We start from the raw sequence: 21,372 nt of genomic DNA on the forward strand, positions 1-21,372 counted from the left end.
AACTGCGGTAGGTAAAGAGGCATATGCCAGAGGCCTCATCCCAACCTGGGTGTCGTACACCATTCCGCTGCGGCGCCGACACCCGCTATGGTCCCGCTCGGTGGATGGAGTCCCTCTGTCCGCCGTGCCCTCGGGGGGAGGGAAGGAACCCAAGACGATGCCCGTACCCGTGCCCCGGCAGAGAGCAATCCCGGCCGTGGAGTGTGGTCAGGCGCAGGCCGTGCCCCAGGCCGGCCCCTCGAAGGAAGAGACCCCGCGCAAGGAAGCCCAGGTCGTCGACGCCACCGCCGCCACGCACCCGAACGCCACCGCTCATGCCCCGCTCACGCTCCTGCTGATCGAGGACGATCCGGCAGGGTCGCCGATCGTGCCCGATCTGCTGGACTCGACCGGCAACCCGATCCGGGTGCGCACCGCCCGCAATCTCACCGAGGCCGAGCGGCTGCTCACCGACGACGTCCAGTGCATCCTGCTGGACCTGGCGCTGCCGGCGCCCGGCCGCTCGTCCGGCGAGGACGAGCTCGCCGTGCTCAAGCACGTGCTGCGGCTCGCGCCCCGGCACGCCGTGCTCGCGCTCACCGCGTCCGACGACGCCGAGCGCGGCGCGGAGGCGGTGCGGGTCGGCGCCCAGGACTATCTCTTCCGGGACGAGCTGGACGGACGGCTGCTCAGCCGCGCGATCCGGTACGCCGTGGAACGCAAGCGTTCCGACACCGCCGAGCGACGGCTCGCCGAGGGCAAGCTGCGCGCCCAGGAGAACGCCCGGCTGGAACGCGGTCTGCTGCCGACCCCTCTGCTGGAGGGTTCGACGCTCCGCTTCGCCGCGCGCTACCGCCCGGGCCGCTCCCGCGCCCTGCTCGGCGGCGACTTCTACGACACCGTCCGCATGCCCGACGGCACCGTGCACGCCATGATCGGTGACGTCTGCGGGCACGGTCCGGACGCGGCGGCGCTCGGTGTGGAGCTGCGTATCGCCTGGCGTGCGCTGACCCTGGCGGGCCTGTCCGGCGACGAGCTGCTCGGCACGCTCCAGCAGGTGCTGGAGCACGAGCGCGACGACGACGAGATCTTCGCGACGCTGTGCACGGTGGACATCGCCCCGGACGGCCGGCAGGCCGGCCTGTGCCTGGCGGGCCACCCGTCCCCGCTGATCGCCCGGCCCGGCGAGCCGGCGGAGCTGCTGCCGTACGAGAACAACGGCCCCGCCCTCGGGCTGCTGCCCGGCGCCCGCTGGCCGCGGATGCAGGTGGAGCTGGGCGCCGAGTGGAGCCTGATGCTCTACACCGACGGTCTGATCGAGGGCCGCGTCGGCGAGGGCCGGGAACGGCTCGGACAGGACGGCATGGTGGAGATGGTCCGCCGCCAGCTCGCCTCGGGCCTGTACGGCGAGCAGCTGCTGCGCGCCGCGGTCAGCGAAGTCCGCGAGCTGAACGGGGGCGAGCTGACGGACGACGTCGCGGTGGTGCTGCTGGACCGGGTCCCCTGAGGGACCCGGCGGCGGCCGGGCGGTGGAACCCGGCAGGCTGCCGGGTCCGGAACCCGGCAGCGGTCAGCGGTCAGCGCCCGCCGTTGTACGGGCCGTAGGGGCCGTCGCTGCTGCTTCCGCCGCCGCGGCGGCCCCAGCCGCGGCCACCGCCGGAGACCTGCTTCAGCGCGGGCCGTACGTCCACCAGGTAGACGATGCTGGCGACCGCGGCCGCGACCGGCAGTATCGCGAGGATCGAGAACAGGTAGCTCACCACGAGCGAGATACCGAGGATGATCAGCCAGAAGACCTTGTTCTGCTTGTCGGCCGCACGGAAGGCGTCCTCGCGCCGGAAGGCCGCGTCGGCCAGCCCGAACGCCGCCAGCGCCATCAGAAGGATCTTCAAGAGCCCCAGGAATCCCGCGAAACCCAACGCCAGCATGTCGCCCACCGCCTGTTCCCGCCTGCCTGTCCGACCTGTCCGACCATGACCCCTACCCGGCCACCGTACCCGTAGAACGGGCCGGACACCCCGGAGGTGCCCGGCCCGTACGACTGCCGTCCGTTACTTGGCGGGCGGGGTCGGCTTCTTGCCGGCGGCCTTGCGCGGGGCCGGGGCCTTCTTCGCCATGGGCTTCTTCTCCGGGGCGGCCTCGGCCTTGGTCTCGGCCGGCTGCGGCTCCTCCTTGACCTCGACCGGCTGGGCCTTCGGCTCGATGACGATCGCCAGTTCCTCGATCTCCTCGGCGGTCTCGCCGCGCCACGTCCGCACGGCCTGCTCGCCGTGCTCGGCGACCTTCTCGTAGGTCTCGCGGGCCTTCACGGCGTACTCGGCGGCGACGCCGACCCCGCGCAGCGCGAGGTCCTGGGCGTTCTCGCCGAGCTTCTTCAGGTCGGCGTCGAGCGAGCTGCCGAACTTCTTCAGGTCGCCGTCGAGGGTGGTGAGGAACTCGCCGACCTTCGCCTGGAGGGACTCCTGAGCCTCCTTGGCCCGGGCACCGGCCTCCTTCGCGCGGGCACCGGCCTCCTTGGCGCGGGCCGCGGCCTTCTCCTGCACGGCCTTCGTGTCGGTGCCGCGGACGGCCTCGAACCGGGCGGGCGCCTCGGCCCGCAGCTGCTCCACCAGCCCGGGCACCTTCTTGGCCTGCTGGAGGGCGAGGTCGGCGGTGCCGGCGGCGAAGTAGAGCGGGGTCGGGTCGCTGAAGGTCTTGCGCAGGTCGTCGGTGATGGCCATGGTGAGGGTCCTCCCGGATTCGCGTTCGGCTGAGGGTTGTGTGGGTCCGCAGTCAGGCGGCCGGTCCCCTGGTCCGGTCAACTGGCCGTCTGCTGCGGGTCGACGCCGGATCCGCCGGCGGGGCGGGTACGGCGTACGGCGCTGTCCTTACCGCTGTCGTCGGCGTCGGCGGCCTTTGCCCCGTCGGGCTCGCCCCGGGGCTCCGCGGGATCCGCCGCATCCTCGGGATCCTCGGGATCCGCCGGGTCCGCCGCGGGGACGGACTCGAATCCGTTCTGCTTGCGGAACGACTCGTAGACCTGGAGCAGTGCCTGCTTCTGCCCCTCGGTCAGCGTGGGATCGGCGAGGATGACCGCGCGGGTCTCCACCTCGTCCCGGTCCCGCTCGGCGTCGAGGATCCCGGCACGGACGTACAGCGTCTCGGCGGAGATTCGCAGCGCCTTCGCGACCTGCTGCAACACCTCCGCGCTCGGCTTGCGCAGCCCGCGCTCGATCTGGCTCAGATACGGATTGGACACCCCGGCGGCATCGGCGAGCTGCCGCAGCGACAGTTGCGCATTGCGCCGCTGCTCGCGCAGATAGTCACCGAGATTGCCGACGTTGAGCGATGCCATGCCCCCACCTTGCCGCACCTTCGCTAACTTTTGCAAGCAGCCGCTTGCAAAAGTGTGTCGCGGGCCCCTGGAGCGCCTCTCCGGCATGGGAAATCATGAGGCCATGCGACCGGACGACTGGCACCTCACCGAAGACGTCGACGACTTCCTCGCCCGCGCCGGGGACTTCCTGCGCTCGCGGCCCGGACCGCACGTCATGGCGCTGACCTGGGCCGAACGGGTGAGGACCCGCGGCGCGGACGCGTTCGGCACCGGGCCCGCCGTCTTCGGCACGCTGGAGCGGGCGGGCGAGGTCCGGGCGACCTTCCACCGCCTGCCGCCCCGCGCCCTGGTCCCCACCCCGCTCACGCCCGAGCAGGCCGACTCCCTCGCCGCCCGGCTGGCCGCCCTCGGCCACCCCCTTCCCTCCGTCAGCGCGGACCACCGCACCGCCACCGCCTTCGCCGAGGCCTGGCAGCGGCGCACCGGAGCGACACCGAAAGCGCGGGAGACCAGGGTCCGGCTGTACCGCCTCGACACGCTGGTCCCGCCGGAGCCGATGCCGGCGGGCCGGGGCCGGCTGCTGGGTGAGCGGGACCTCGAAGAGGCCGTGTTCTGGTGCGGCGAGTTCGCCAGGGCCGTCGGGGAGGACGTGACCGTCGACGCCCGCACCTGGGCGGACACCCGCTTCGCCGACAAGCGCTACACGCTCTGGGAGACCCCGGACGGCATCCCCGTCTCCGTCGCGGGCATGAATCCGCTGATCGGCGGCCAGATCCAGGTGGATGTCGTCTACACCCCGGCCCACCTGCGCGGTCGCGGCTACGCGGGCGCCGTGGCGGCGGAGGTGAGCCGGGCGGCGCTGGCCGCGGGGGCGAAGGACGTCGTGCTGTTCGCGGACGCGGCCAATCCCACCAGCAACGCCCTCTACCAGCGCCTCGGCTACCGCCCGCTCACCGACTGGACCGCGTACGACTTCTCGTGACGCCGGGGCGCCGGCATCCCCGACTATGACCGGTCCGGTCCCGGGCGGCCGATCCACTGCTCCAGCACCGAGAAGTCCGCGCCGGTCAGCCCGTACCGGTGGTCCACCCGGTGGAGCAGGGCCCGGCCGGGGTGGTGGGCGGTCACCCAGGTGCGGTCGGCGGCGGTGATCTCGTCGTCGACCCAGACGAAGGGCCGGCCCGCGGCGAGGGCGACGAGCGGCCGGGTCTTCCAGTGCAGGGCTCCCGGCGGACACTCCTCGTCCGGCCACTCCACCACCGGCAGCGGGGGCAGCCCGAGCCAGGGCGCGACACAGGCGTTGGCCTCGTCCATCCAGGTCGTGGCCCACACCAGCTCGCAGCCCAGCGCCGCCAGCCGGGGGCCGAGCCTCGGGTCGATCCGGGTCATCAGCGGATTGCCGACGGCCCGGGCACAGGCGCCGACACCCGTCTCGTACACCGGGTACGGGCCGGTCGCCCCGAAGGGGAGCAGCGTCCCGTCGACGTCCAGGAAGAGGAGCACGGCGGCCGGGCAGGACGGCGGGGCGGGTGTAACGGCTGAGGCAGGCGAGGAAGGCATCGAGGACCACGTTGCCCTGCTTCTCGCCCCGGCGCCACCTTCCCACGCGGGGCCGACCGGCCGCCGGGCGGAGCGCCCGGCCGTACCGGGGGACGGGCCCTCAGAACGGCAGGGGACGCGCGTGCACCACGTCCAGTCGTGACACCGCGCGGGTGAGGACGACGTACAGCCGGTGCAGGCCGCGTTCCTCCGCCTCCGCGATCGCCGCCGGTTCGACGGCGACGACATGGTCGTACTCCAGGCCCTTGACGACGCTCGCCGGGACCACCGCCACCCGGGCGGCCGGCTCGTCGGCCGCGGCCGCCTCGATCCCGGCCGCGCCGAGCGCGTCCCGCAGTCGCGGCACGTCGGCGTCCGCGGCGACGACGCCGACGGAGCCCTCGCGGGCGAGCGCGTGCCGTACGCAGTCCACCGCCGCGGCGAGGACGTCGTCCGTCGGGCGCAGCCGCAGTTCGCCGTCCGTGCGCAGGGAGCGGGCGGGCGGGACCTCGACGTCCAGCCGCCCCAGCAGCCGGTTGGCAAGCCCGACGACCTCGGCCGGCACCCGGAATCCGCTGGTCAGCGGGACCACGGCCGCGTCCGGCTTGCCCAGGTGGCCCAGCAGTGCGGCCCAGGTCCTGGCCGCCCACGGGGTGGTCCCCTGCGCCAGGTCGCCGAGCACCGTCAGTGAGCCGAAGGCCGCCCGGCGGGCGATGGCCCGGCACTCCATCGGGGAGAGGTCCTGGGCCTCGTCGACGACGACATGGCCGTAGCTGCCGGGATGTTCGACGAGCCCGGCCAGCTCGTCGAGGAGGACGAGGTCGGCGGCCGACCAGCGGGCCGACTTCCACGAGCGCGGCGGCCGCGTCCACCGCAGGGTCCGCCGTTCCTCCTCGTCGAGCAGCCCCTCGGCGGCCCGCGCCAGCTCGTCCGGGTCGGTGAGGAGCGCGGCGAGGACCTCCTCGGGCCGTACCCGCGGCCACGCGGCGTCGAGGTACGCGCTCACCGGCCGGGCCCGCTCGATCCGGCGGACCCAGGAGCTCGGCGGCGGCCCGTACCGCAGCTCGGCCTGTTCCTGGAGCCGGCGCACGATCCGGCTGCGCACCCGCTCCCGCCCGACGGCGTACGGCGGCTGCTCGGCGAGCACGCCCGAGACGATCGCCGTCAGCCTGGCGGCCGTGACGCGCCAGCGGTAGGTGCCGTCGGGGATGTCGAGACTGTCCCGCGCCTCGACCGTCACGCGCGCGTAGAGCGCCCGGCGCAGCACCTCGGCCATCCGGGGATCGTGCTTGAGGGCCGCGGTGCGCTCGTCGTCGGTCCCGGTCACGGGGTGCCGGGCGATCTCCTCGCCGAGCGTCGACTGCCGTACGCCCGTCTCGCCGAGCGCGGGCAGCACCTCGGCGATGTACGACAGGAAGGTGCGGTTGGGGCCGAGGATCAGCAGGCCGGAACGCCTGATGCGCTGGGGGTGGGTGTAGAGCAGGTACGCGGCGCGGTGCAGGCCGACCGCGGTCTTCCCGGTCCCCGGCGCGCCCTGCACGCACACCGAGAGCGCCAGGTCGCCGCGTACGAGGTCGTCCTGCTCGGGCTGGATGGTCGCGGCGATGTCGCGCATCGGGCCGACGCGGGGCCGTTCGATCTCGCGGGCGACCAGGTCGCTCACCCCGGCCCCGGCGTCCTCGCCCCGGCCGAGGTGTTCGTCCTCCAGGGCGGTCAGGTCGGCGGAGTCGCCCCGGCTGCCAGGGGCCCAGCCGAACCGGCGGCGGACGGCGACACCCTGCGGGTCGCGGGCGCTCGCCTGGTAGAAGGCGCGGGAGACGGGGGCCCGCCAGTCGACGACCAGGGGCGGGGCGGCCGGGGCCGCGCTGATCCGCAGCCGCCCGAGGTGGTAGCGCTGGCCGGCGTGGTCGCCGGGTCCGTGCGCGAAGTCCAGCCGCCCGAAGAACAACGGCCCCTCGGGGAGTTCGCGCATCTCCTTGGCCTTGCTGCGCAGCTGGTATCCGAGCACTTCGGCGTCGGCTCCCGAGGCGGAGACGTCCTCGCCCCTGACGACCTGCTCCTGGGCGCCCTCGACCATGGCCGCGAGGGCGCCGCGGCAGATGTCGTGGTGGGCGCGTTCGCGGCGGAGATCCTGGTCGAGGCCGGGTCCGGTGGACGTCATGCCCCGAGCGTACGTGAAAAACGTAACCGAGTTAAATATTCTGCCGCGCCGCCTCGCCGACCGCCCGCCGCGCCGTCCGCGTCCGCCGCCCCCGCCCGCTCAGGCGAGCCGCGGCAGCCCCGCCGCCAGTGCGCCGAAGGCCTGCTCGGCCGCGGCCACGGCGTCCGGCCGCACCCGTGCCAGCGGCTCCCCCTCGGCGACGCGCCGCCAGTTGTCCTGCGCGAGGATCCGCTGGACGGCGATGATCTGCCCCGCGGCCAGCCGCGCCTGGAGGCCGCCGCCGAGCGCCCCGGCCAGCGCCGCCTCCGACCGCTCCAGGTACGGGTACAGCCGGGCGACCAGCGCGGGAGTCCCGTACAGCAGCCGGTGGAAGGCGAGGACCGCGGGATGGTCGTTGAGCCCGGTGATCGGATCGCTCCGCTCCAGACCGTCGAGGAAGTGCCGGCGCAGCGCGGCCAGCGGGGTCGGCCCCTCGGTCACCACCCGGGCCGCCTCGTCCTCGTGGTCGGCGAACCGGTGCAGGACCAGGTCCTCCTTGGTCGGGAAGTACCGGAAGAGGGTCGGCTTCGAGATCCCCGCCGCGGCGGCGACCTCGGCGACGGACACGGCGTCGAACCCCTTCTCCAGGAAGAGTCCGACGGCGGTGTCCGACACGTCCTGGTACATCCGTTGCCGCTTGCGCTCGCGCAGTCCCCCGGTGCCGCTGCTCATGACTACGAAGCGTAGCCCCGGCGCGGACGCGTCAGGACCGCCGGTGCACAACCCCGCAGCGGGCGCGGCAGGAGCCACGATCCGCAACCCGGGCGCCGACGCGGCAGGTCCTACGGTGTGTAGCCCCGGCGCCAGCGCGTCAGGGCCGTCGCGGTCCGCCCGGGCGACGGCACCGAGGCCAGCCCCAGCGGCTCCGCGCCCGCGTGCAGCACCGCGCACAACCGGGGCACGACGGCCCGCAGCGGCGCGCCGCCGTGCAGGTCGAGCGCGCTCCGGATGACGTCGGTGAACAGGGACTGCGCGCGTTTGAAGCCGAGGATGCGCGGCAGGTCCTCCGGCCAGTGCCGGGCCGCCCCCGGCCGGATGTGCTCCAGCGCTGCCGTCCACCGTTCGGCGACCCGGCGGGCCTGACGGTCGGGGTAGCGCATCAGGTGCAGATGGGTCGCGAGGTCGTAGAGGGGATCCCCGAAGGTGGCGAGTTCCCAGTCGATGGCCCAGAGGCGGCCGGCCGGGTCGAGGATCAGGTTCTCGCGGTGCAGATCGCCGTGGAGGAGGTGGAAGGGGCGCTCCGCGATCCCGTCCAGCCGCTGGCGCAGCCGCTTGAACGCGTGCGCGTCGACGCCGAGGTCCCGGAAGAGGGTCCCGAAGGTGTGCTCGTTGCGGGTGTAGACGTGCTCCTCTGCGAAGAGCGCCAGCCGTTCGACGAACCCGTGGCTGTCGCCCTCGGCCTCCCGCTCGCCGGCGGCCACGCGCGCGAGACGGGGCAGGGCCCCCACGGGTATCGAGGCCAGGTCGCGCACGAGATCCAGGAGTTGGTCCACGACGGTGTCGGGTATCGCGGTCCCGGCCCGGAACCGGGAGCCGAGCGTGTGCCCCTCGATGTACCTCTGGAGCGTCACGCCGTCGGCGCGGACCACCTCCGGCACGCCCCTGACCCGTCCGGCCAGGGCGGTCAGCAGCGCCTCCTCCCGCAGGAAGGTCCTGCGTTCGAACCGGATGACGTCCGCGCGCGGTTCCCTGAGCTTCATCCGGGCGGTGCCGAACGCTCCGTCGCGCGGCACGAAGGCGTACGTCTCGTGGTAATAGCCCGTCAGGGGGCCGTGCAGGGGCTGGTTCCCGGCGATCTCTCGCGCGCGTCGGCGGGTGCCGCCCGACAGGTCAGGTGCCTTGTCCTCAGGCCTCATCAAGGAAGAGAGCATACGAGTCGACGACCAGGGCGGCTCCGGCCCCACGCAATTCCGACTGCTTGCGCAGGTCGCGCCCGAACCCGATGAACGGCACGCCCGCGGCCCGCGCGGCGATCGCGTCCGCCGGCGAGTCGCCGATCATGACGGCCTCCTCGCGGCGCAGCCGCAGACTGGCCAGGGCCCGCTCGACCACGTACGGGTCCGGCTTCATCCGCTCGACCTCGCGGGTGCGTCCGTGCACGGCGTCGAAACAGCCCCTGAGTCCCTCCCGCTCCAGGTAGTACGCGGCCGCCCGCGCCGCGTTGTTGGTCACCACGGCCAGCCGCGCGCCCCGCACGGAGAGCCGGCGGATGAGCTCGGCGGCGCCCGGGGTGGGCCACGCCCCACGCCGTACGGCGTCCAGCTCCCCCTCCGTCACCCGGTCCTCCAGGGCCCGGACCAGGTCCCCGGCGCGCCGCGGCAGGCGACGGTCGCGCTGCGCCCGGTACACCGCCCGCAGTACGGCGTGCGGATCCTTGTCGGCCGCCTCCTCGGGGGTCAGCACATGCGCGACACCGGCCTCGGCCACCAGGGTGCGCAGCGCGTCGGCGACGGGCCGGGAGGAGCCGCCGGGAAAGAGCCGGCAGACCGGTCCGTCGAAGTCGAAGAGGACCCCTCGGGCCCCCGCGAGCAACGAGCGGACGTCGGTCGTGTCCTCGACTTCAACAGCCATGCGGTTCCAGGCCCTCCAACGGCTCCACCGGTTCGGCACGCCTCTCCCGGTCCGGACCGGGCCGCGTCTCCCGCCGCCACCGCGGCCGCGGGGCCAGCGCCTCGTGCCGTATGCCGTCGCTCCGGTCGATGCCGCGGGGCCGGTCCGCGTCCCGGCACGCCTCGGTGCCGCCCTGCCCGGGCCGGGCGGTGCGCCGGGCGGCGGCCTGCCGGAGCCGGTCCTCGGTGTGCCACCGGCGCAGCGCCCGCACCAGGGTCCGCCGGTCCCGCGGCTCGCCCGGCATCGGCAGCGACTCCCGGGCCCGGTCCAGTGCCCGGCGCACCCGGTCCGCGGACCGGCCGAGGTCCTCGGGCGTCGGTTCGGCGGGCAGGGCGAGGGCGGCGCGCATCACGTCCGGGAACACCGACTGGACGTACTCGAAGCCGAGATAGGTGTCGAGGTCGGGGTCCAGGCCCTCGGTCAGGTCGGCGCGGCCCGAGTCCCGCATCGCCGCGGCCCACAGCTCCGTCATGAGCTTGCGTTCCTCGGGGTCGTACTCCATGCGCGCCAGATGGGTCGCCAGGTCGTGCAGCACGTCCCCGTACAGGCTGAGTTCCCAGTCGAGGACGGTGAGCCGCTCGCCGCCGCCGGGCTCCGATGTCACCACGATGTTGGCGCGGTGGACGTCCGTGTGCAGCAGGCCGAACGGGCGCCGGACCGGGTCGGGCACGGTCCGCAGGAAGCGGCTCACGAGGTCGGCCGGGATGCCCACGGAGTCGAAGAGGCTGCCGAACCGGGGCCGGTTGGCCTGGTGGACCCGCTGTTCCGTGAAGCGGGCCAGCCGGTGCAGGAAGGCCCGGCTGTCGTCGCCGCGCGGCCAGTCGTCCGCGGGCCGGGGCAGCGCCTGCGGGGGGATGGCGGCCAGCCGGGCGAAGAAGGCGGCGAGCGCCGCCATCCGTGGTTCATCGATCGGCGTCCCGGGCGGCTCCTCGGACAGCGCGTGACCGGGCACGTAGGCGTGCAGCGACCAGGCCCCGAAGTCCGCGAGGCAGCGCGGCACGTCGGCCAGCCGCTCGCTCACCACGTCCAGCACCTCGGACTCGCGCCAGATGCGCGGCACCACCTCGACGGTCTCCAGGGGCACCCGGAACTTGGCACGCACCTGCCCCGACCCCATCCCGAGGAGGGAGGCCAGCGGCCGGCCGAGCGGAAGGACGTGGTTCCGGTTGTGGTGCCCGACGACGATCGGGCCGCATGCCCGGCGACGGCGCGCCTCCGCGAAGGCCCGGACCAGTGCGGTGCGGGCGCGGTGGGGCAGGTGGTGCAGCATGGGCGGAGAGTACCGGCTGCCACGTGATGCTTCTCACGTTTGGTCACCATATGGACATCCGCCCTCAGTTCTTCTGCAGAGCCTCGCGCTCCTTGTCGACCATCGCCCAGAGGTCGTCGAAGACTCCTCGCAGGTCGAAGAACTCCGAGTCCGGTCCGGCATCGGCCGTGAAGTGGCGCAGGGTGGCGCCGACGCCCATGACGTCCACCGCGCCCTCGACGGCCGTCCCGTCCTCCAGCTCTATGCCTTGCTCCAGGCGGTAGTAGCCCTTGAGTACGTGGGTGCCGTTGAAGACGCACAGTTTGAACTGCGGGGTCAGCGGGATCCTGCGGACCTCCAGGTCCAGTTCGACCTCGCAGCGCGCGAGCCGGGAACGGCACTGCTCCATGCCGCTCACGTTGCCGCGGGCCATCTCCTGCCAGCGCCGCAGCGGGCGGTCGTCCGCGGGATCCCAGGCGCGCGGGTAGTAGAGCGCGGTGTCCTCGGCGGGCAGCAGGAACCGTACGGTCACCTTCCGCAGCCCGCTGAACTCGCCGTCCTCCACGCGCTGCACCTGGGTCCGGAAGAGCCCGACGACCGACTCACCCGTCAGGGCGAAGACGTCGAGCGACGCCTCCGGTGCCGCGAAGAGCCGGGACATGAAGGAGTGCAGCCGGGGCCGGTCCTGCGGGCTGCTGTCCGACGACGGCTTGCGCAGTACGAACGTGCCGCTGCCCTGCTTCAGGCCGACCAGGCCGGCGTCGGCCAGCAGCCGGGCGGCCTTCTGCACCGTGTCCCGCGAGCAGTTGAGGTTCGACGCGAGCACACGCTGGGACGGCAGCGTGCTGCCCACCGGGTACGTCCCGTCCGCGATACGCGACTCCAGCGCGTCGTACACGCGGCTCAGCGCCCGGGGGTTGCTGTCCTCGCCATCCGAAACACTCACAGGCAGAACCTACCGCTTTCATGCAGGTGTGACACCACTTCCAGTCAACAACCCCCCATATTGGCCTGCCGGTTAACCGATCTAGCAGTCCGGGAACAGTCCACTCAGGACAACCAGTCCAATTGGCCGACAAGTTGACGAAAGTCGACAGCGTTGCACGACCTCCGGGGGGACCGTGAAGACTGAGGAGTGGCAGGAGTTGCTGGCAGGCACAGCACTGATCCTGCTGGAGAGGCTGCTGCGGCAGCACTACGGGGTGCTCGGACCGCTCCTCGTCCTCTCTCTGTCAATTGGACTGAGAGCGGTCAAGGCACCGCCCGGCTGGACCCTCTGCCTGGTGCTCGTGTGGCTGTCGATCCAGGCCTAGCGTCTGCCCCCGTGGACGGAGTCTCAGGAGCGGTTCCGCCGCAGGGACGACAGCAGTGGCTCCAGCGAGCCCATGATGTCGTGGGCCGGCACACCGTCCCCCAGCATCCGCGACCGGGCCGCAGGGTTGCGCGCGTAGCCGAGGAAGCGGACCCCGGCCGCGCGGGCGGCGGCGTGGTCGGAGAGGGCGTCGCCGATCATCAGCGAGGCGTCCGGCGCGGCGCCCATCGCCCGCAGGGCGCGGTTCAGCATCTCCGGGTGCGGCTTGAGCAGCCGCAGTTCCTGGGTGCGGCCGTAGATGTGCGGGTCGAAGCAGGGGTACAGACCGCGCCCGGTCAGGTACGAGGCCACCGTGCGGGCCGAGTTGTTCGTCACGACGGCGAGGCGCGCGCCGACCGCCACCCAGGTCCGGATCAGCGGGTCCGCGTACGCCGTGGGCATCGCCACCCGGGCCGCCCGCAGCTCGTGCCGGGTGAGGTTCTCCTCCAGTCCGGCGATCACGTCGCTTCCCGGATAGCGGCCGTGCAGCGAACTGAGGGTTCCGTGCGGATCCGAACTCCAACGTTCCGCCTCGGTGAGCATCCCGCCCAGTCCGCGGACGTCGAGCCAGTTCACCTGGTCCCGGGCTATGACATCGGCCGGATGACCGGAGAACAGCCGGCAGATCGGCCCGTCGAAATCGAAGAGGACATACCGTGTGCGTGCCACCAGTTCGTGCAGTTCATCGGCTTCACTCGTCACCGGTTCGGCCCGTCCCGTCTCAGCAGTCACTCTGCGAGTGTCTGTCCGGGAGCCTCCGAATCCCAGAGGGCATCGAAGTAATTCTTGGTGGCCTGCACGACAGCCGCCTCCTGTCCGCCCCTGCTCAGCCGGTACTCGAACAGGTCCGAGCTGAACCCGCTGACGTCCAGGACGTCGAACTCGCCGGCCCCGGGCAGCTCGTAGGAATGCCGTCCCACCGGGTAGTCGCCCCGCAGGGCGAGCGTGCCGTTCAGCACGTACTTCTTCTCCGACGGCACGAAGCGCAGTGGGCGGAAGGTCACCCCGGTGGCGACGCCCTGGTAGCGGCGGAGGTTGGACAGATGGATCTCCATGGTCTTCATCTGGGCCCTGATCTGCGCCTTCAGCTGCTCGTGCACCGCGTCCCTGAGGTCCGGCCGGTCCACGGGTTCGGGATAGGGCAGCGGGGCGCCGGGCCCCGGCAGCAGGCACCGTACGGTGACCGACGCGGGGCGGGCCTCGCCCCTGGCGACCGCCGCGCACATCTCGGCGAGCGCCCACAGCAAGGTCTCCGCGGTGAAGCAGACGGCGTCGATGGTCACGTCCTCGGCCCGGAACGCCTCCTCCAGATACCTGATCAGGACCACCCGGGCCGCCCTGGACTCCTGCGGGGGTCCCACGGGGACGTCGGCCACCCTCGGCGGGCTCCCCTTGGTCACATGGGTCAGCAGTCCGTCGTGCTGGAGCATGCCCAGCGCCTGGCGCACCGTGCCGCGCTCGACCCCGAACTCCTCCGCGAGCACGGCCTGGGTGGGCAGCCGGTCCCCGGCCTCCAGGTCTCCGGCCCTGATGCGCTCCCGCAGGGCGTCGGCGATCTCCTGGGCCGAGGTTCTCCCGCTGCCGTTCACCACCGCGTTCTCCTGGTCGACGTCCGTGCCCCGAGTGCCCCCGCGGGGCGTCTGCGGCACCTGTCAGCTGAGGGTCAGGTCCGTAGTGATGGTTCCCCAGAGTGCGTCGAACCATTTCCGGGACTGTTCCACGAACGCGGCGTCCCGCTCCCCTGCGCCCCGCTCGAAGGAGAACAGGACGGACTCGGAACCCTGCACGTCGTACATGTCCATGGTCCCGCTCTCGGTGGCTTCCTCCCGGAGCTTGATCATGTAGTACGCCATCAGCGCCTCTGTCCCGTTGAGCAGATACAGCTTCACCGGAGGGGTGAAGGGCAGGGCGCGGAAGGTCACCCGCACATCGATGCCGTGGGAGGAGCGCAGCGCGCGGAGGTTGTGCCGCAGGACCTGCCCCTGGGCGTTGCGCATCGCCAGCCACCGCTGGTGGACCGGGTCGTCGTCCCCGCGTCCGTCGACCGGGATCGGGAAGGCCAGGTCGATGTTCCGGCTCGGCAGCAGGATGCGGACGTCGATCGACTCGGGGTGGACGCGGCCCTCGTGGATCAGGCGCAACGGTTCGCTCAGGGCCAGCATCAGGCTCTCGGCCGTGAGGCAGGCCGCGTCGATCCGTACGTGCGGGGCCTTGAACGCCTCGGTGAGCCGGGGCGCCAGACCGACCATCGTCGGCTGCGGCCGGTGGTCGGCCGGTGCCGGTTCCGCGATGCGCGGCGGGCTGCCCTTGCTCACGTTGCTGAGCAGACCGTCGTCCTGGAGCGCGCGCAGGGCCTGGCGCACGGTGCCGCGCTCGACCCCGAACTCCTCCGCGAGCTCCGCCTGGGTGGGCAGCCGGTCGCCCGCCTTGAGGTCTCCGACGCGGATGCGTTCGCGCAGGACGTCGGCGACGTCCTGCGCCGACGACTTCCTGCTGCCGTTCACTGCCACGTTCTCCTGAGCCACGACCAAACGCTACAACTCAGATCCATCTATCGGGAGTTGTTTGAAAGTTGTTTACGACTGGCTGCCAAGTGGGGACAAACTCTTTGGAGTTGGCGACCAACTTCTCCAAGTTGGCGGAAGGTTTGCCTCCCATCTACCAGCCTCCCGGCCTCCGTCCTCCCGCACCTGTCCTGTCCCGCGCTGTCCAGCCCGGCTCCACCCCGCCCCGCCCTGTCCCGTCCGGCAGCCCGAAGGGGGAACCACCGTGCCCGCTGCTCTCGCTCTTCTGACCACCGTCCTGGGCGTAGGCCTGGAACAGACCGTCCAGTGGAAATACGGCGCCGCCGGCGTCATCGGCCTGCTGCTGCTCTCCATCGGCATCAGGGCCAGGAACCCGACGGTCAGCTCCATCGGGGCCGTCATGCTCGCCGCCCTGGTCACAGGCCCGCCGTGTGACACGGCGCCGCCCGGCCCGTCCTCCGTGGGAGACGTCAGTCCGTGAGCACCAGCTCCGAACTGATCGTCTCCCACAGCGCGTTGAACCACAGGCACGACTGCTCCACGAACGTCGTGTCCCGCAGCCCCACGCCCCGCTCGAAGGCGAACAGCATCGACCGGGTGCCCTCGGCGTCGTACATCTCCAGCGACTCGTGGTCGACCTCCGCCTCCCGGCGCACCAGCGTGTAGTAGGCGAAGAGGGCCTCCGCCCCGTTGAGCAGGTAGAGCTTGACCGGCGGGGTGAAGGGCAGGGCGCGGAAGGTCACCCGGACGTCGATGCCGTGCGTGGAGCGCAGGGCCAGCAGGTTGTGCCGCAGCACCTGCCCCTGCGCGTTGCGCTGGGCCAGCCAACGGCGTTGCAGGCGTTCGGGATCCGAGCGGTCGACCGGCGCCGGGAAGGCCAGGTCGATGTTCCGGCTCGGCAGCAGGATCCGCACGTCGACCTTGGCCGGTTCCATACGCCCCTCATGGATCCGGCGCAGCGGCTCGCCCATGGCGAGGGTGAGGGAGACCGAGGTCAGACAGAGCGCGTCGATCGAGACGTGCGGGGCCGCGAAGGCACCCGTGACCCGCGGACCGAGGGTCACCATGGTGGGCTGCGGCGGGACCTCCGGACCGGTCGGGGCCCGGCCGAGCCCCAGGTCGGAGGCGACGGTCGCCGGACTCCCCTTGGACATGTTGGTGAGCAGCCGCTCCGCCTGGAGGATCCGCAGCGCCTCCCGCACGGCCCCGCGCTCGACCCCGAACTCCTCCGCGAGCACGGCCTGCGTGGGCATGCGCTGACCCGGCCGCAGCACCCCGGACCTGATCCGGGTGCGCAGCACGTCGGCCACCTCGCGGTGTGTCACCTGTGGCGGCTGTGGCCTTTTCCGCCCACTGGCGGAGGCGGGTTCCGGGTCCACGACCAAACCCTACAACTTCCCGCCATCTTTGGGCAGTTCATGTGAAGGTGGTTATGAGCCGCTTCCAAGCGGAGATAACTACAGTGAAGTTGGTCGCCAACTTCAGCAACATGGTCAGACCGATGGCGGGTTGGCCGCCAGGAGGGACAAGGAGAGACCGTCATGCCGCTCGTCGCCCTCGCTGTCGCCGCCCTCGCCGTCGGCTTCGAACAGATCGTCCAGTGGAAGTACGGGCCGATGGGACTCGTCGCGTTCGCCGCGCTGACCATCGGCCTCAAAGCCAGGAGCACCACGATCAGTGGTATCGGAGCGGTGATCCTCGTGATGCTGCTCGCCCAGTCCGGCTGACCGGGCTCCCTTCCGGAGGGGAGCCGGGAGCCTGGTCCGTCTGCACCACCGCACAACAACCACAACCGAACAGCACCAGCTACGGATGCGTGGTACCGCACTGCCGCATCACAGCACCACCGCACCGCCGTCGACCGGAAGGAGGCCTCAGAACATGTCCGGGCACCAAGGCCGCCTGGACGTACGCAGCAGGGCGTCGGCCACCCGGGCGGCGCCCGCTCGTTCTTCCCGGACCCGGCCCAGCGCCGCCAGCCGCACCGCCGACTCGTCACCCAGCCACAGGGTCGCCAACTCGGCGACGTCCAGGGTGAGATCGGCGTCCGACCTGGTCGGTGTGCACACCCCGGCCCCGCCCGCCGCGGCCTGGAGCCGGTAGCGGCCGCCGGTCAGCCCGGTCCGGTCCACGACCTCCAGCACCAGTTCGCCCGCCGCTTCGTACGTACGCGCCTCCAGGGCCCGTACGACATCCAGCAGCCGTACCCACAGCCAGTCCGCCTGCCGGGTGATCCGGGCCGACCTGACGTCGGGGAAGAAGAACGGGAGCAGGTCGTCCGGGGCCCGCCACCCCGTCTTCACCTGCGCCACCCAGTCGATCGAGCACAGGTAGCGCCACAGGGCGCGCTCGGCGGCCGGGGTCGAGGCGATCAGCCAGTCCACGCTCGCCGTGACGCGCGGCTGCTTGGCGTCGTCCCACGTGGAGTCGCACTCGTAGGACGCCAGGCCCTCGACCTCGCCGCCCGCCGAGCGGTACACGGCGTAGAACGGCTCGGCCCACGACGTGTCGAAGCGTACGGCGCCGGTGTTCACCTGCCACCACAGGTCGTCGCGGCTGACGGCGCCCGGCTGGCCCAGGCGCACCCGTTCGTGCAGCTCGGGGCCGAGCTTGCGCACCTCCTCGCCCTCCACCAGGTCGATGCGGCCGCCGTCGTCCGGGACGGCGGCGCGCGGGTCGAGGCCGGTGCGGGCGGTGTCGACGATCCACTCGGCCGTCGAGGTGGCGGGGCCGAAGCCGTAGCGGCCGTAGATCCGGTACTCGGCCGCGATGAGGGTGGCCACGACGTCGCCGCGCTCCTTCGCCGCCGCCAGGTCGTGGTTCATCATCCGGGTGAGCAGACCCCGGCGGCGATGCGTGGCGGTGACGGTGACATTGGAGATGGCGTCGGCCGGGACCGGGGCGCCGCCGACGGCCGTGAGCTCCTGGGCGAAGGAGCGGCAGGTGGCGACACAGCGGCCGCCGTCGAAGGCGCCGAGCAGCCGGCCCGGCACGAACTGCTTGCGGCGGCCGTCGAGTTGCTTGCCCGAGCTGACCGGCTCACGCAGGAAGCCGGTGTTCAGGGCGCGGAGCCAGTCGGGGAGTTCGGATTCGGTGATCGGGCGGACGTCGAGGGCGGGGCGGCTCGTCATGAGGTCACGGTAGGTGTGCGGCCCGGGGGTGTCGCGCGCATTTCCCCGGACCCGTCAGACGAGCAGATCGTCGATCTGCGCTTCTCCTTCGCGGTACCGGCGGGCGATCTCCGCGCTGCACTCGTCCGTCGTCCGCTGCCACTGCTGCCGCCGACGGGACACCTGCTGCTCGTACCGTACGAGCCGGCCCATCGCCTCGCTCAGTTCCGGGTCGGTGCGGGCACCCAGGTCCGACAGTTCGACCTCGGCGAGCATCTCCGAGGCGAGCAGCCGGTACTCCTCGCCGTGCGGGGTGCCCAGCGTGACATGGCGGGCGGAGGAACGGTGCCGGGCCGGGGCGTCGGTCAGGATCTCCGACAGCCGGGCGAAGACGGAGGCCCCGTCCGGGGTGTCCACCGGGGACGCCGGACCGCGCCGGGCCAATTCCGCGCGCAGGATGTCGATCCGGCCCTGGAGCAGCCGCCGGATGTAGCTGAGGTCGGCCTCGTCGCGCTGGGCGTCCCGGCGCAGGGTGCGCAGCTCGGCCAGACTCAGCGCGGCCAGGTCGGGCTCGGCCGGCCGCCACGGGCTGTCGGTGCGCTGCGCGGGCGGCTTGTGGGCAGCCGTGGACGACTGCCCGGTGAGCCCAGTACTCGGTGTGCTCATGTGCCTCTACCCGTCCCCTCGACCGGCGTGTGGCGCCATCGTGCCACCCCGGGCGGCCACTATGGGAACGAGTGCACCCGATCGGCCCCAGATGGGGGTATACGGATCAAAAAAGACCTGGTAAAAACCCTGCGCGAACTGCTCTTCGGACCGCTCGCCGGGCCACCCCCCGGACCGCTCACCGGGCCGTCCGCCGGGCCCGGCATGATGGTCGTATGCGTGCAGTGGTGCAGAGAGTGGACGGCGCGAGCGTCGTCGTCGACGGCAGGACGGTCGGGGAGATCATCGGCGAGGGACTGTGCGTCCTGGTCGGGGTGACCCACGACGACACCCCGGAGAAGGCGGCCCAGCTCGCCCGCAAGCTGTGGTCGATCCGGATGCTCCAGGACGAGAAGTCGTGCAGCGACATCGCCGCGCCGCTCCTCGTGATCAGCCAGTTCACCCTGTACGGCGACGCCCGCAAGGGCCGCCGCCCGACCTGGAACGCGGCCGCTCCCGGCGAGGTCGCCGAGCCGCTCGTCGACGAGGTGGTCGCCCAGCTGCGGGCCCTGGGCGCGACGGTGGAGACGGGCCGGTTCGGCGCGCAGATGCGGGTGTCGCTGACCAACGACGGCCCGTTCACCGTCCTGCTGGAGATCTAGCAGGCCCCCTGGGGGACTCCCTAGGGCTCGACGACGACTTCCTGCGCCGCCGCCGTCTCCCCCGCCAGCAGCCGCGCGTCCACCGGTACGTTGCGCTTCACCAGCGCGAGGGCGATCGGGCCGAGCTCGTGGTGGCGTACGGACGTCGTGACGAATCCGATCTTGCGGCCGTCGGGGCCCTCGTCCGCGACCCGCAGCTCCGTGCCGTGGGCGGGCAGGTGGACCTCGCTGCCGTCGAGGTGCAGGAAGACCAGGCGGCGCGGGGGCTTGCCCAGGTTCTGGACCCGGGCGACCGTCTCCTGGCCCCGGTAGCAGCCCTTCTGGAGGTGGACCGCGGTGCCGATCCAGCCCAGCTCGTGCGGGATGGTGCGGTGGTCGGTCTCGAAGCCCACGCGCGGCTGGTGGTGCTCGACGCGCAGCGCCTCGTAGGCGAGCAGCCCGACCGGCGGGCCGGCCTTCGCCATGTACTCCTCCAGTTGCGCGCGCGGCAGGAAGAGATCCCGGCCGTACGCCGTCTCGCGTACGACGACGTCCTCCGGCACCTCGGTGATCGAACCGGCCGGCAGGTACACGACCGCGAGGTCGGCGGTCCGGTCGGCGACCTCCACCCGGTAGAAGAACTTCATCGACTCCAGGTACGCGATCAGCGCGTCCTGGGTGCCGGGCTCCACATGGGCCCAGGCGGTGGTGCCGTCGTCCACCAGGTACAGGGCGTGTTCGATGTGGCCGTGCGCGGACAGGATCAGCGCCTCGGTGGCCTGTCCGGCCGGCAGGTCGCTGACGTGCTGGGTGAGCAGCAGGTGCAGCCAGCTCAGCCGGTCCTCACCGGTGACGGCGACGACTCCGCGGTGCGAGAGGTCGACGCATCCGGTGCCGTCGGCGAGGGCGCGCTGCTCGCGGAACAGGTCGCCGTAGTGGGCGGCGACGCCTTCGTCCACGCCCTCGGCGGGGACCGCACCGGGCAGGGACAGCAGGGGGCTCTTCATGGACCCAAGCCTACGACTTGGTAATTGAACTCTTGAGTGTGCAGTCCTTGCACCGGCCGAAGATCGCGAAGTGCTTCATGTCGGTGTCGAAGCCGAAGGTCTCGCGCAGTTTGGCGGTGAAGTCGGCGGCCACCTCGACGTCCGCCTCGATGACGTTCTGGCAGTCGCGGCAGACGAGGTGGATGTGGTGGTGCCGGTCGGCGAGGTGATACGTCGGCGCGCCGTGCCCGAGATGCGCGTGGCTGACCAGCCCGAGCTCCTCCAGGAGCTCCAGGGTCCGGTAGACCGTGGAAATGTTGACCCCCGACGCCGTCTTCCTCACTTCCACGAGGATGTCGTCGGGGGTCGCGTGCTCAAGGGTGTCCACGGCTTCGAGCACGAGCTGACGCTGCGGCGTCAGTCGGTAGCCGCGCTGCCTGAGGTCGCTCTTCCAGTCCGTACTTCCGGTGCTCACCACACGGGAAAGTCTAGGACTACTTGAAGAACGCGATCCCGTCGTCCGGCATGTCGTCCGGCAGGGCCTTGGCCCAGCGTTCGACCTCCTCCGGGGTGACGGCCTTCTTCAGGTGCGCGGACATGTAGGGGCGCAGCTCCACCTCGGGGGTCTGCTTCTCGCCGACCCACATGAGGTCGCTCTTGACGTAGCCGTACAGGCGCTTGCCGCCGGTGTACGGGCGGGAGGCGGCGGTCCGCGCCACCGCGTCCGTGACCAGGTCGATCTGCGGCTTCTTGTCGGCCAGTTCGCCGTACCAGATCTCGATGACTCCGTCGTCGCGGGTCATCGTGACCTCGACCTTGCGGTCGGCGTCGATGCGCCAGAAGCCGGACTCCGACTCCAGGGGGCTGACCTTGTTCCCGTCGTTGTCCAGGACCCAGGTGTGGGAGCGGTACTCCAGGAAGTCCCGGCCGTCGTGCGTGAAGGTGACCTCCTGGCCGAAGTTGCACTTCTCGGAGCCGGGGAAGTCGTGCACGCCCGCGCCGGCCCAGGAGCCGAGCAGGAAGGCGAGCGGGACGAGGTCCTTGTGCAGGTCCGACGGGATCTCGATCATGAGTGGCAGTCCCTAGAGGTTGATCAGCGCTGGCCCTGGTACAGCTTCTTCACGGTCAGCCCGGCGAAGGCGAGGACGCCGACGCAGACCAGGACCAGCAGGGTTTCGAAGAAGATCTCCACGGATGCTCCTTGGGATGAGCGTGGTTGCG

The 21,372-nt window shown here is 72.0% G+C and carries 25 protein-coding genes; 6 read left to right on the forward strand and 19 right to left on the reverse strand.

The window, feature by feature from the left end:
- The first annotated feature begins 157 nt into the window (after positions 1-157).
- Entirely contained in the window at positions 158-1,486 is a 1,329-nt protein-coding gene (locus FNH09_RS05525; RefSeq protein WP_152885602.1) for a PP2C family protein-serine/threonine phosphatase, read from the forward strand.
- 70 nt (positions 1,487-1,556) lie between these two features.
- On the opposite strand, the gene FNH09_RS05530 is transcribed toward FNH09_RS05525, so the two are convergent.
- From FNH09_RS05530 to FNH09_RS05540, 3 genes are all read right to left on the reverse strand, one after another.
- Complete coding sequence (locus tag FNH09_RS05530; RefSeq protein WP_162468155.1) at positions 1,557-1,916, reverse strand: DUF2516 family protein; 360 nt, start codon at positions 1,914-1,916, stop codon at positions 1,557-1,559.
- A gap of 114 nt (positions 1,917-2,030) precedes the next feature.
- On the reverse strand, positions 2,031-2,699 hold the full coding sequence (locus FNH09_RS05535) for a hypothetical protein (RefSeq protein WP_152885604.1): 669 nt from the start codon (positions 2,697-2,699) through the stop codon (positions 2,031-2,033).
- 77 nt (positions 2,700-2,776) lie between these two features.
- Complete coding sequence (locus tag FNH09_RS05540) at positions 2,777-3,313, reverse strand: helix-turn-helix domain-containing protein (RefSeq protein WP_152885605.1); 537 nt, start codon at positions 3,311-3,313, stop codon at positions 2,777-2,779.
- Between the two features lie 103 nt (positions 3,314-3,416).
- Here FNH09_RS05540 and FNH09_RS05545 point away from each other — a divergent pair, with 103 nt between their 5' ends.
- Positions 3,417-4,277: a GNAT family N-acetyltransferase gene (locus FNH09_RS05545; RefSeq protein ID WP_152885606.1), complete on the forward strand. Its 861-nt coding sequence runs from the start codon at positions 3,417-3,419 to the stop codon at positions 4,275-4,277.
- 23 nt (positions 4,278-4,300) lie between these two features.
- On the opposite strand, the gene FNH09_RS05550 is transcribed toward FNH09_RS05545, so the two are convergent.
- From FNH09_RS05550 to FNH09_RS05580, 7 genes are all read right to left on the reverse strand, one after another.
- Entirely contained in the window at positions 4,301-4,798 is a 498-nt protein-coding gene (locus FNH09_RS05550) for an HAD domain-containing protein (protein ID WP_162468156.1), read from the reverse strand.
- 157 nt (positions 4,799-4,955) lie between these two features.
- Positions 4,956-6,995, reverse strand: a complete 2,040-nt coding sequence (locus tag FNH09_RS05555; protein WP_152885608.1) for a HelD family protein — start codon at positions 6,993-6,995, stop codon at positions 4,956-4,958.
- 99 nt (positions 6,996-7,094) lie between these two features.
- Positions 7,095-7,706: a TetR family transcriptional regulator gene (locus tag FNH09_RS05560; protein WP_152885609.1), complete on the reverse strand. Its 612-nt coding sequence runs from the start codon at positions 7,704-7,706 to the stop codon at positions 7,095-7,097.
- Between the two features lie 110 nt (positions 7,707-7,816).
- Complete coding sequence (locus FNH09_RS05565) at positions 7,817-8,890, reverse strand: phosphotransferase (RefSeq protein ID WP_152885645.1); 1,074 nt, start codon at positions 8,888-8,890, stop codon at positions 7,817-7,819.
- The gene (locus FNH09_RS05570) at positions 8,880-9,605 is read right to left on the reverse strand and encodes an HAD family hydrolase (RefSeq protein ID WP_152885610.1); all 726 of its coding nucleotides are present in this window, start codon (positions 9,603-9,605) and stop codon (positions 8,880-8,882) included. Before FNH09_RS05570 ends, FNH09_RS05565 begins: the two co-directional genes overlap by 11 nt.
- The gene (locus tag FNH09_RS05575) at positions 9,595-10,914 is read right to left on the reverse strand and encodes a phosphotransferase family protein (RefSeq protein WP_238426477.1); all 1,320 of its coding nucleotides are present in this window, start codon (positions 10,912-10,914) and stop codon (positions 9,595-9,597) included. The genes FNH09_RS05570 and FNH09_RS05575 overlap by 11 nt, the downstream gene beginning before the upstream one ends.
- A 64-nt stretch (positions 10,915-10,978) precedes the next feature.
- Positions 10,979-11,839 (reverse strand): GntR family transcriptional regulator, encoded by an 861-nt coding sequence (locus FNH09_RS05580; RefSeq protein ID WP_162468157.1) that lies wholly within the window; start codon positions 11,837-11,839, stop codon positions 10,979-10,981.
- A gap of 175 nt (positions 11,840-12,014) precedes the next feature.
- Here FNH09_RS05580 and FNH09_RS05585 point away from each other — a divergent pair, with 175 nt between their 5' ends.
- Positions 12,015-12,206: a hypothetical protein gene (locus FNH09_RS05585; protein WP_152885612.1), complete on the forward strand. Its 192-nt coding sequence runs from the start codon at positions 12,015-12,017 to the stop codon at positions 12,204-12,206.
- A gap of 23 nt (positions 12,207-12,229) precedes the next feature.
- On the opposite strand, the gene FNH09_RS05590 is transcribed toward FNH09_RS05585, so the two are convergent.
- From FNH09_RS05590 to FNH09_RS05600, 3 genes are read right to left on the reverse strand one after another with little or no spacing between them, the layout of a single operon-like run.
- The gene (locus FNH09_RS05590; RefSeq protein ID WP_338017479.1) at positions 12,230-12,976 is read right to left on the reverse strand and encodes an HAD family hydrolase; all 747 of its coding nucleotides are present in this window, start codon (positions 12,974-12,976) and stop codon (positions 12,230-12,232) included.
- Entirely contained in the window at positions 12,973-13,893 is a 921-nt protein-coding gene (locus tag FNH09_RS05595) for a GntR family transcriptional regulator (RefSeq protein WP_338017480.1), read from the reverse strand. The genes FNH09_RS05590 and FNH09_RS05595 overlap by 4 nt, the downstream gene beginning before the upstream one ends.
- Positions 13,894-13,896: 3 nt before the next feature.
- The gene (locus FNH09_RS05600; RefSeq protein WP_152885613.1) at positions 13,897-14,775 is read right to left on the reverse strand and encodes a GntR family transcriptional regulator; all 879 of its coding nucleotides are present in this window, start codon (positions 14,773-14,775) and stop codon (positions 13,897-13,899) included.
- 238 nt (positions 14,776-15,013) lie between these two features.
- Here FNH09_RS05600 and FNH09_RS05605 point away from each other — a divergent pair, with 238 nt between their 5' ends.
- Positions 15,014-15,250 carry a hypothetical protein gene (locus FNH09_RS05605; RefSeq protein WP_162468158.1) on the forward strand — a complete coding sequence of 79 codons (237 nt, stop codon included), beginning with the start codon at positions 15,014-15,016 and terminating at the stop codon, positions 15,248-15,250.
- On the opposite strand, the gene FNH09_RS05610 is transcribed toward FNH09_RS05605, so the two are convergent.
- Complete coding sequence (locus FNH09_RS05610) at positions 15,240-16,154, reverse strand: winged helix-turn-helix domain-containing protein (RefSeq protein ID WP_152885614.1); 915 nt, start codon at positions 16,152-16,154, stop codon at positions 15,240-15,242. The genes FNH09_RS05605 and FNH09_RS05610 overlap by 11 nt on opposite strands.
- A 156-nt stretch (positions 16,155-16,310) precedes the next feature.
- Here FNH09_RS05610 and FNH09_RS05615 point away from each other — a divergent pair, with 156 nt between their 5' ends.
- Entirely contained in the window at positions 16,311-16,496 is a 186-nt protein-coding gene (locus FNH09_RS05615; RefSeq protein ID WP_152885615.1) for a hypothetical protein, read from the forward strand.
- A 147-nt stretch (positions 16,497-16,643) separates the two neighbouring features.
- Here FNH09_RS05615 and FNH09_RS05620 read toward each other — a convergent pair whose 3' ends face one another.
- Together FNH09_RS05620 and FNH09_RS05625 are read right to left on the reverse strand one after the other, a co-directional pair.
- Positions 16,644-17,900 carry a GNAT family N-acetyltransferase gene (locus tag FNH09_RS05620; RefSeq protein ID WP_152885616.1) on the reverse strand — a complete coding sequence of 419 codons (1,257 nt, stop codon included), beginning with the start codon at positions 17,898-17,900 and terminating at the stop codon, positions 16,644-16,646.
- Positions 17,901-17,954: 54 nt separating this feature from the next.
- Positions 17,955-18,545, reverse strand: a complete 591-nt coding sequence (locus FNH09_RS05625) for an RsiG family protein (RefSeq protein ID WP_152885617.1) — start codon at positions 18,543-18,545, stop codon at positions 17,955-17,957.
- Positions 18,546-18,760: 215 nt separating this feature from the next.
- On the opposite strand from FNH09_RS05625, the gene dtd reads away from it, so the two are divergent.
- Positions 18,761-19,186 carry a D-aminoacyl-tRNA deacylase gene (dtd, locus tag FNH09_RS05630; RefSeq protein WP_152885618.1) on the forward strand — a complete coding sequence of 142 codons (426 nt, stop codon included), beginning with the start codon at positions 18,761-18,763 and terminating at the stop codon, positions 19,184-19,186.
- 20 nt (positions 19,187-19,206) lie between these two features.
- Here dtd and ygfZ read toward each other — a convergent pair whose 3' ends face one another.
- The 3 genes from ygfZ to FNH09_RS05645 are packed head-to-tail and all read right to left on the reverse strand — an operon-like array spanning position 19,207 to position 21,221.
- Positions 19,207-20,172: a CAF17-like 4Fe-4S cluster assembly/insertion protein YgfZ gene (gene ygfZ / locus FNH09_RS05635; RefSeq protein WP_152885619.1), complete on the reverse strand. Its 966-nt coding sequence runs from the start codon at positions 20,170-20,172 to the stop codon at positions 19,207-19,209.
- Positions 20,173-20,182: 10 nt separating this feature from the next.
- A complete protein-coding gene (locus tag FNH09_RS05640) occupies positions 20,183-20,629 on the reverse strand; it encodes a Fur family transcriptional regulator (RefSeq protein WP_338017481.1) in 447 nt (148 codons plus the stop codon).
- A 16-nt stretch (positions 20,630-20,645) separates the two neighbouring features.
- Positions 20,646-21,221 (reverse strand): heme-binding beta-barrel domain-containing protein, encoded by a 576-nt coding sequence (locus FNH09_RS05645; protein ID WP_152885620.1) that lies wholly within the window; start codon positions 21,219-21,221, stop codon positions 20,646-20,648.
- Between the last annotated feature and the right edge of the window lie 151 nt (positions 21,222-21,372).

Source organism: Streptomyces adustus (assembly GCF_009377175.1).
Classification (GTDB): domain Bacteria; phylum Actinomycetota; class Actinomycetes; order Streptomycetales; family Streptomycetaceae; genus Streptomyces; species Streptomyces adustus.

Bases quoted from the DNA above. Each gene is read 5' to 3' on its own strand.
- FNH09_RS05525 (WP_152885602.1), top strand. From the start codon at position 158: ATGCCCGTACCCGTGCCCCGGCAGAGAGCAATCCCGGCCGTGGAGTGT.
- FNH09_RS05535 (WP_152885604.1), bottom strand. From the start codon at position 2,699: ATGGCCATCACCGACGACCTGCGCAAGACCTTCAGCGACCCGACCCCG.
- FNH09_RS05540 (WP_152885605.1), bottom strand. From the start codon at position 3,313: ATGGCATCGCTCAACGTCGGCAATCTCGGTGACTATCTGCGCGAGCAG.
- FNH09_RS05545 (WP_152885606.1), top strand. From the start codon at position 3,417: ATGCGACCGGACGACTGGCACCTCACCGAAGACGTCGACGACTTCCTC.
- FNH09_RS05555 (WP_152885608.1), bottom strand. From the start codon at position 6,995: ATGACGTCCACCGGACCCGGCCTCGACCAGGATCTCCGCCGCGAACGC.
- FNH09_RS05560 (WP_152885609.1), bottom strand. From the start codon at position 7,706: ATGAGCAGCGGCACCGGGGGACTGCGCGAGCGCAAGCGGCAACGGATG.
- FNH09_RS05565 (WP_152885645.1), bottom strand. From the start codon at position 8,890: ATGAGGCCTGAGGACAAGGCACCTGACCTGTCGGGCGGCACCCGCCGA.
- FNH09_RS05570 (WP_152885610.1), bottom strand. From the start codon at position 9,605: ATGGCTGTTGAAGTCGAGGACACGACCGACGTCCGCTCGTTGCTCGCG.
- FNH09_RS05575 (WP_238426477.1), bottom strand. From the start codon at position 10,914: ATGCTGCACCACCTGCCCCACCGCGCCCGCACCGCACTGGTCCGGGCC.
- FNH09_RS05615 (WP_152885615.1), top strand. From the start codon at position 16,311: ATGCCGCTCGTCGCCCTCGCTGTCGCCGCCCTCGCCGTCGGCTTCGAA.
- FNH09_RS05620 (WP_152885616.1), bottom strand. From the start codon at position 17,900: ATGACGAGCCGCCCCGCCCTCGACGTCCGCCCGATCACCGAATCCGAA.
- FNH09_RS05625 (WP_152885617.1), bottom strand. From the start codon at position 18,545: ATGAGCACACCGAGTACTGGGCTCACCGGGCAGTCGTCCACGGCTGCC.
- dtd (WP_152885618.1), top strand. From the start codon at position 18,761: ATGCGTGCAGTGGTGCAGAGAGTGGACGGCGCGAGCGTCGTCGTCGAC.
- ygfZ (WP_152885619.1), bottom strand. From the start codon at position 20,172: ATGAAGAGCCCCCTGCTGTCCCTGCCCGGTGCGGTCCCCGCCGAGGGC.
- FNH09_RS05645 (WP_152885620.1), bottom strand. From the start codon at position 21,221: ATGATCGAGATCCCGTCGGACCTGCACAAGGACCTCGTCCCGCTCGCC.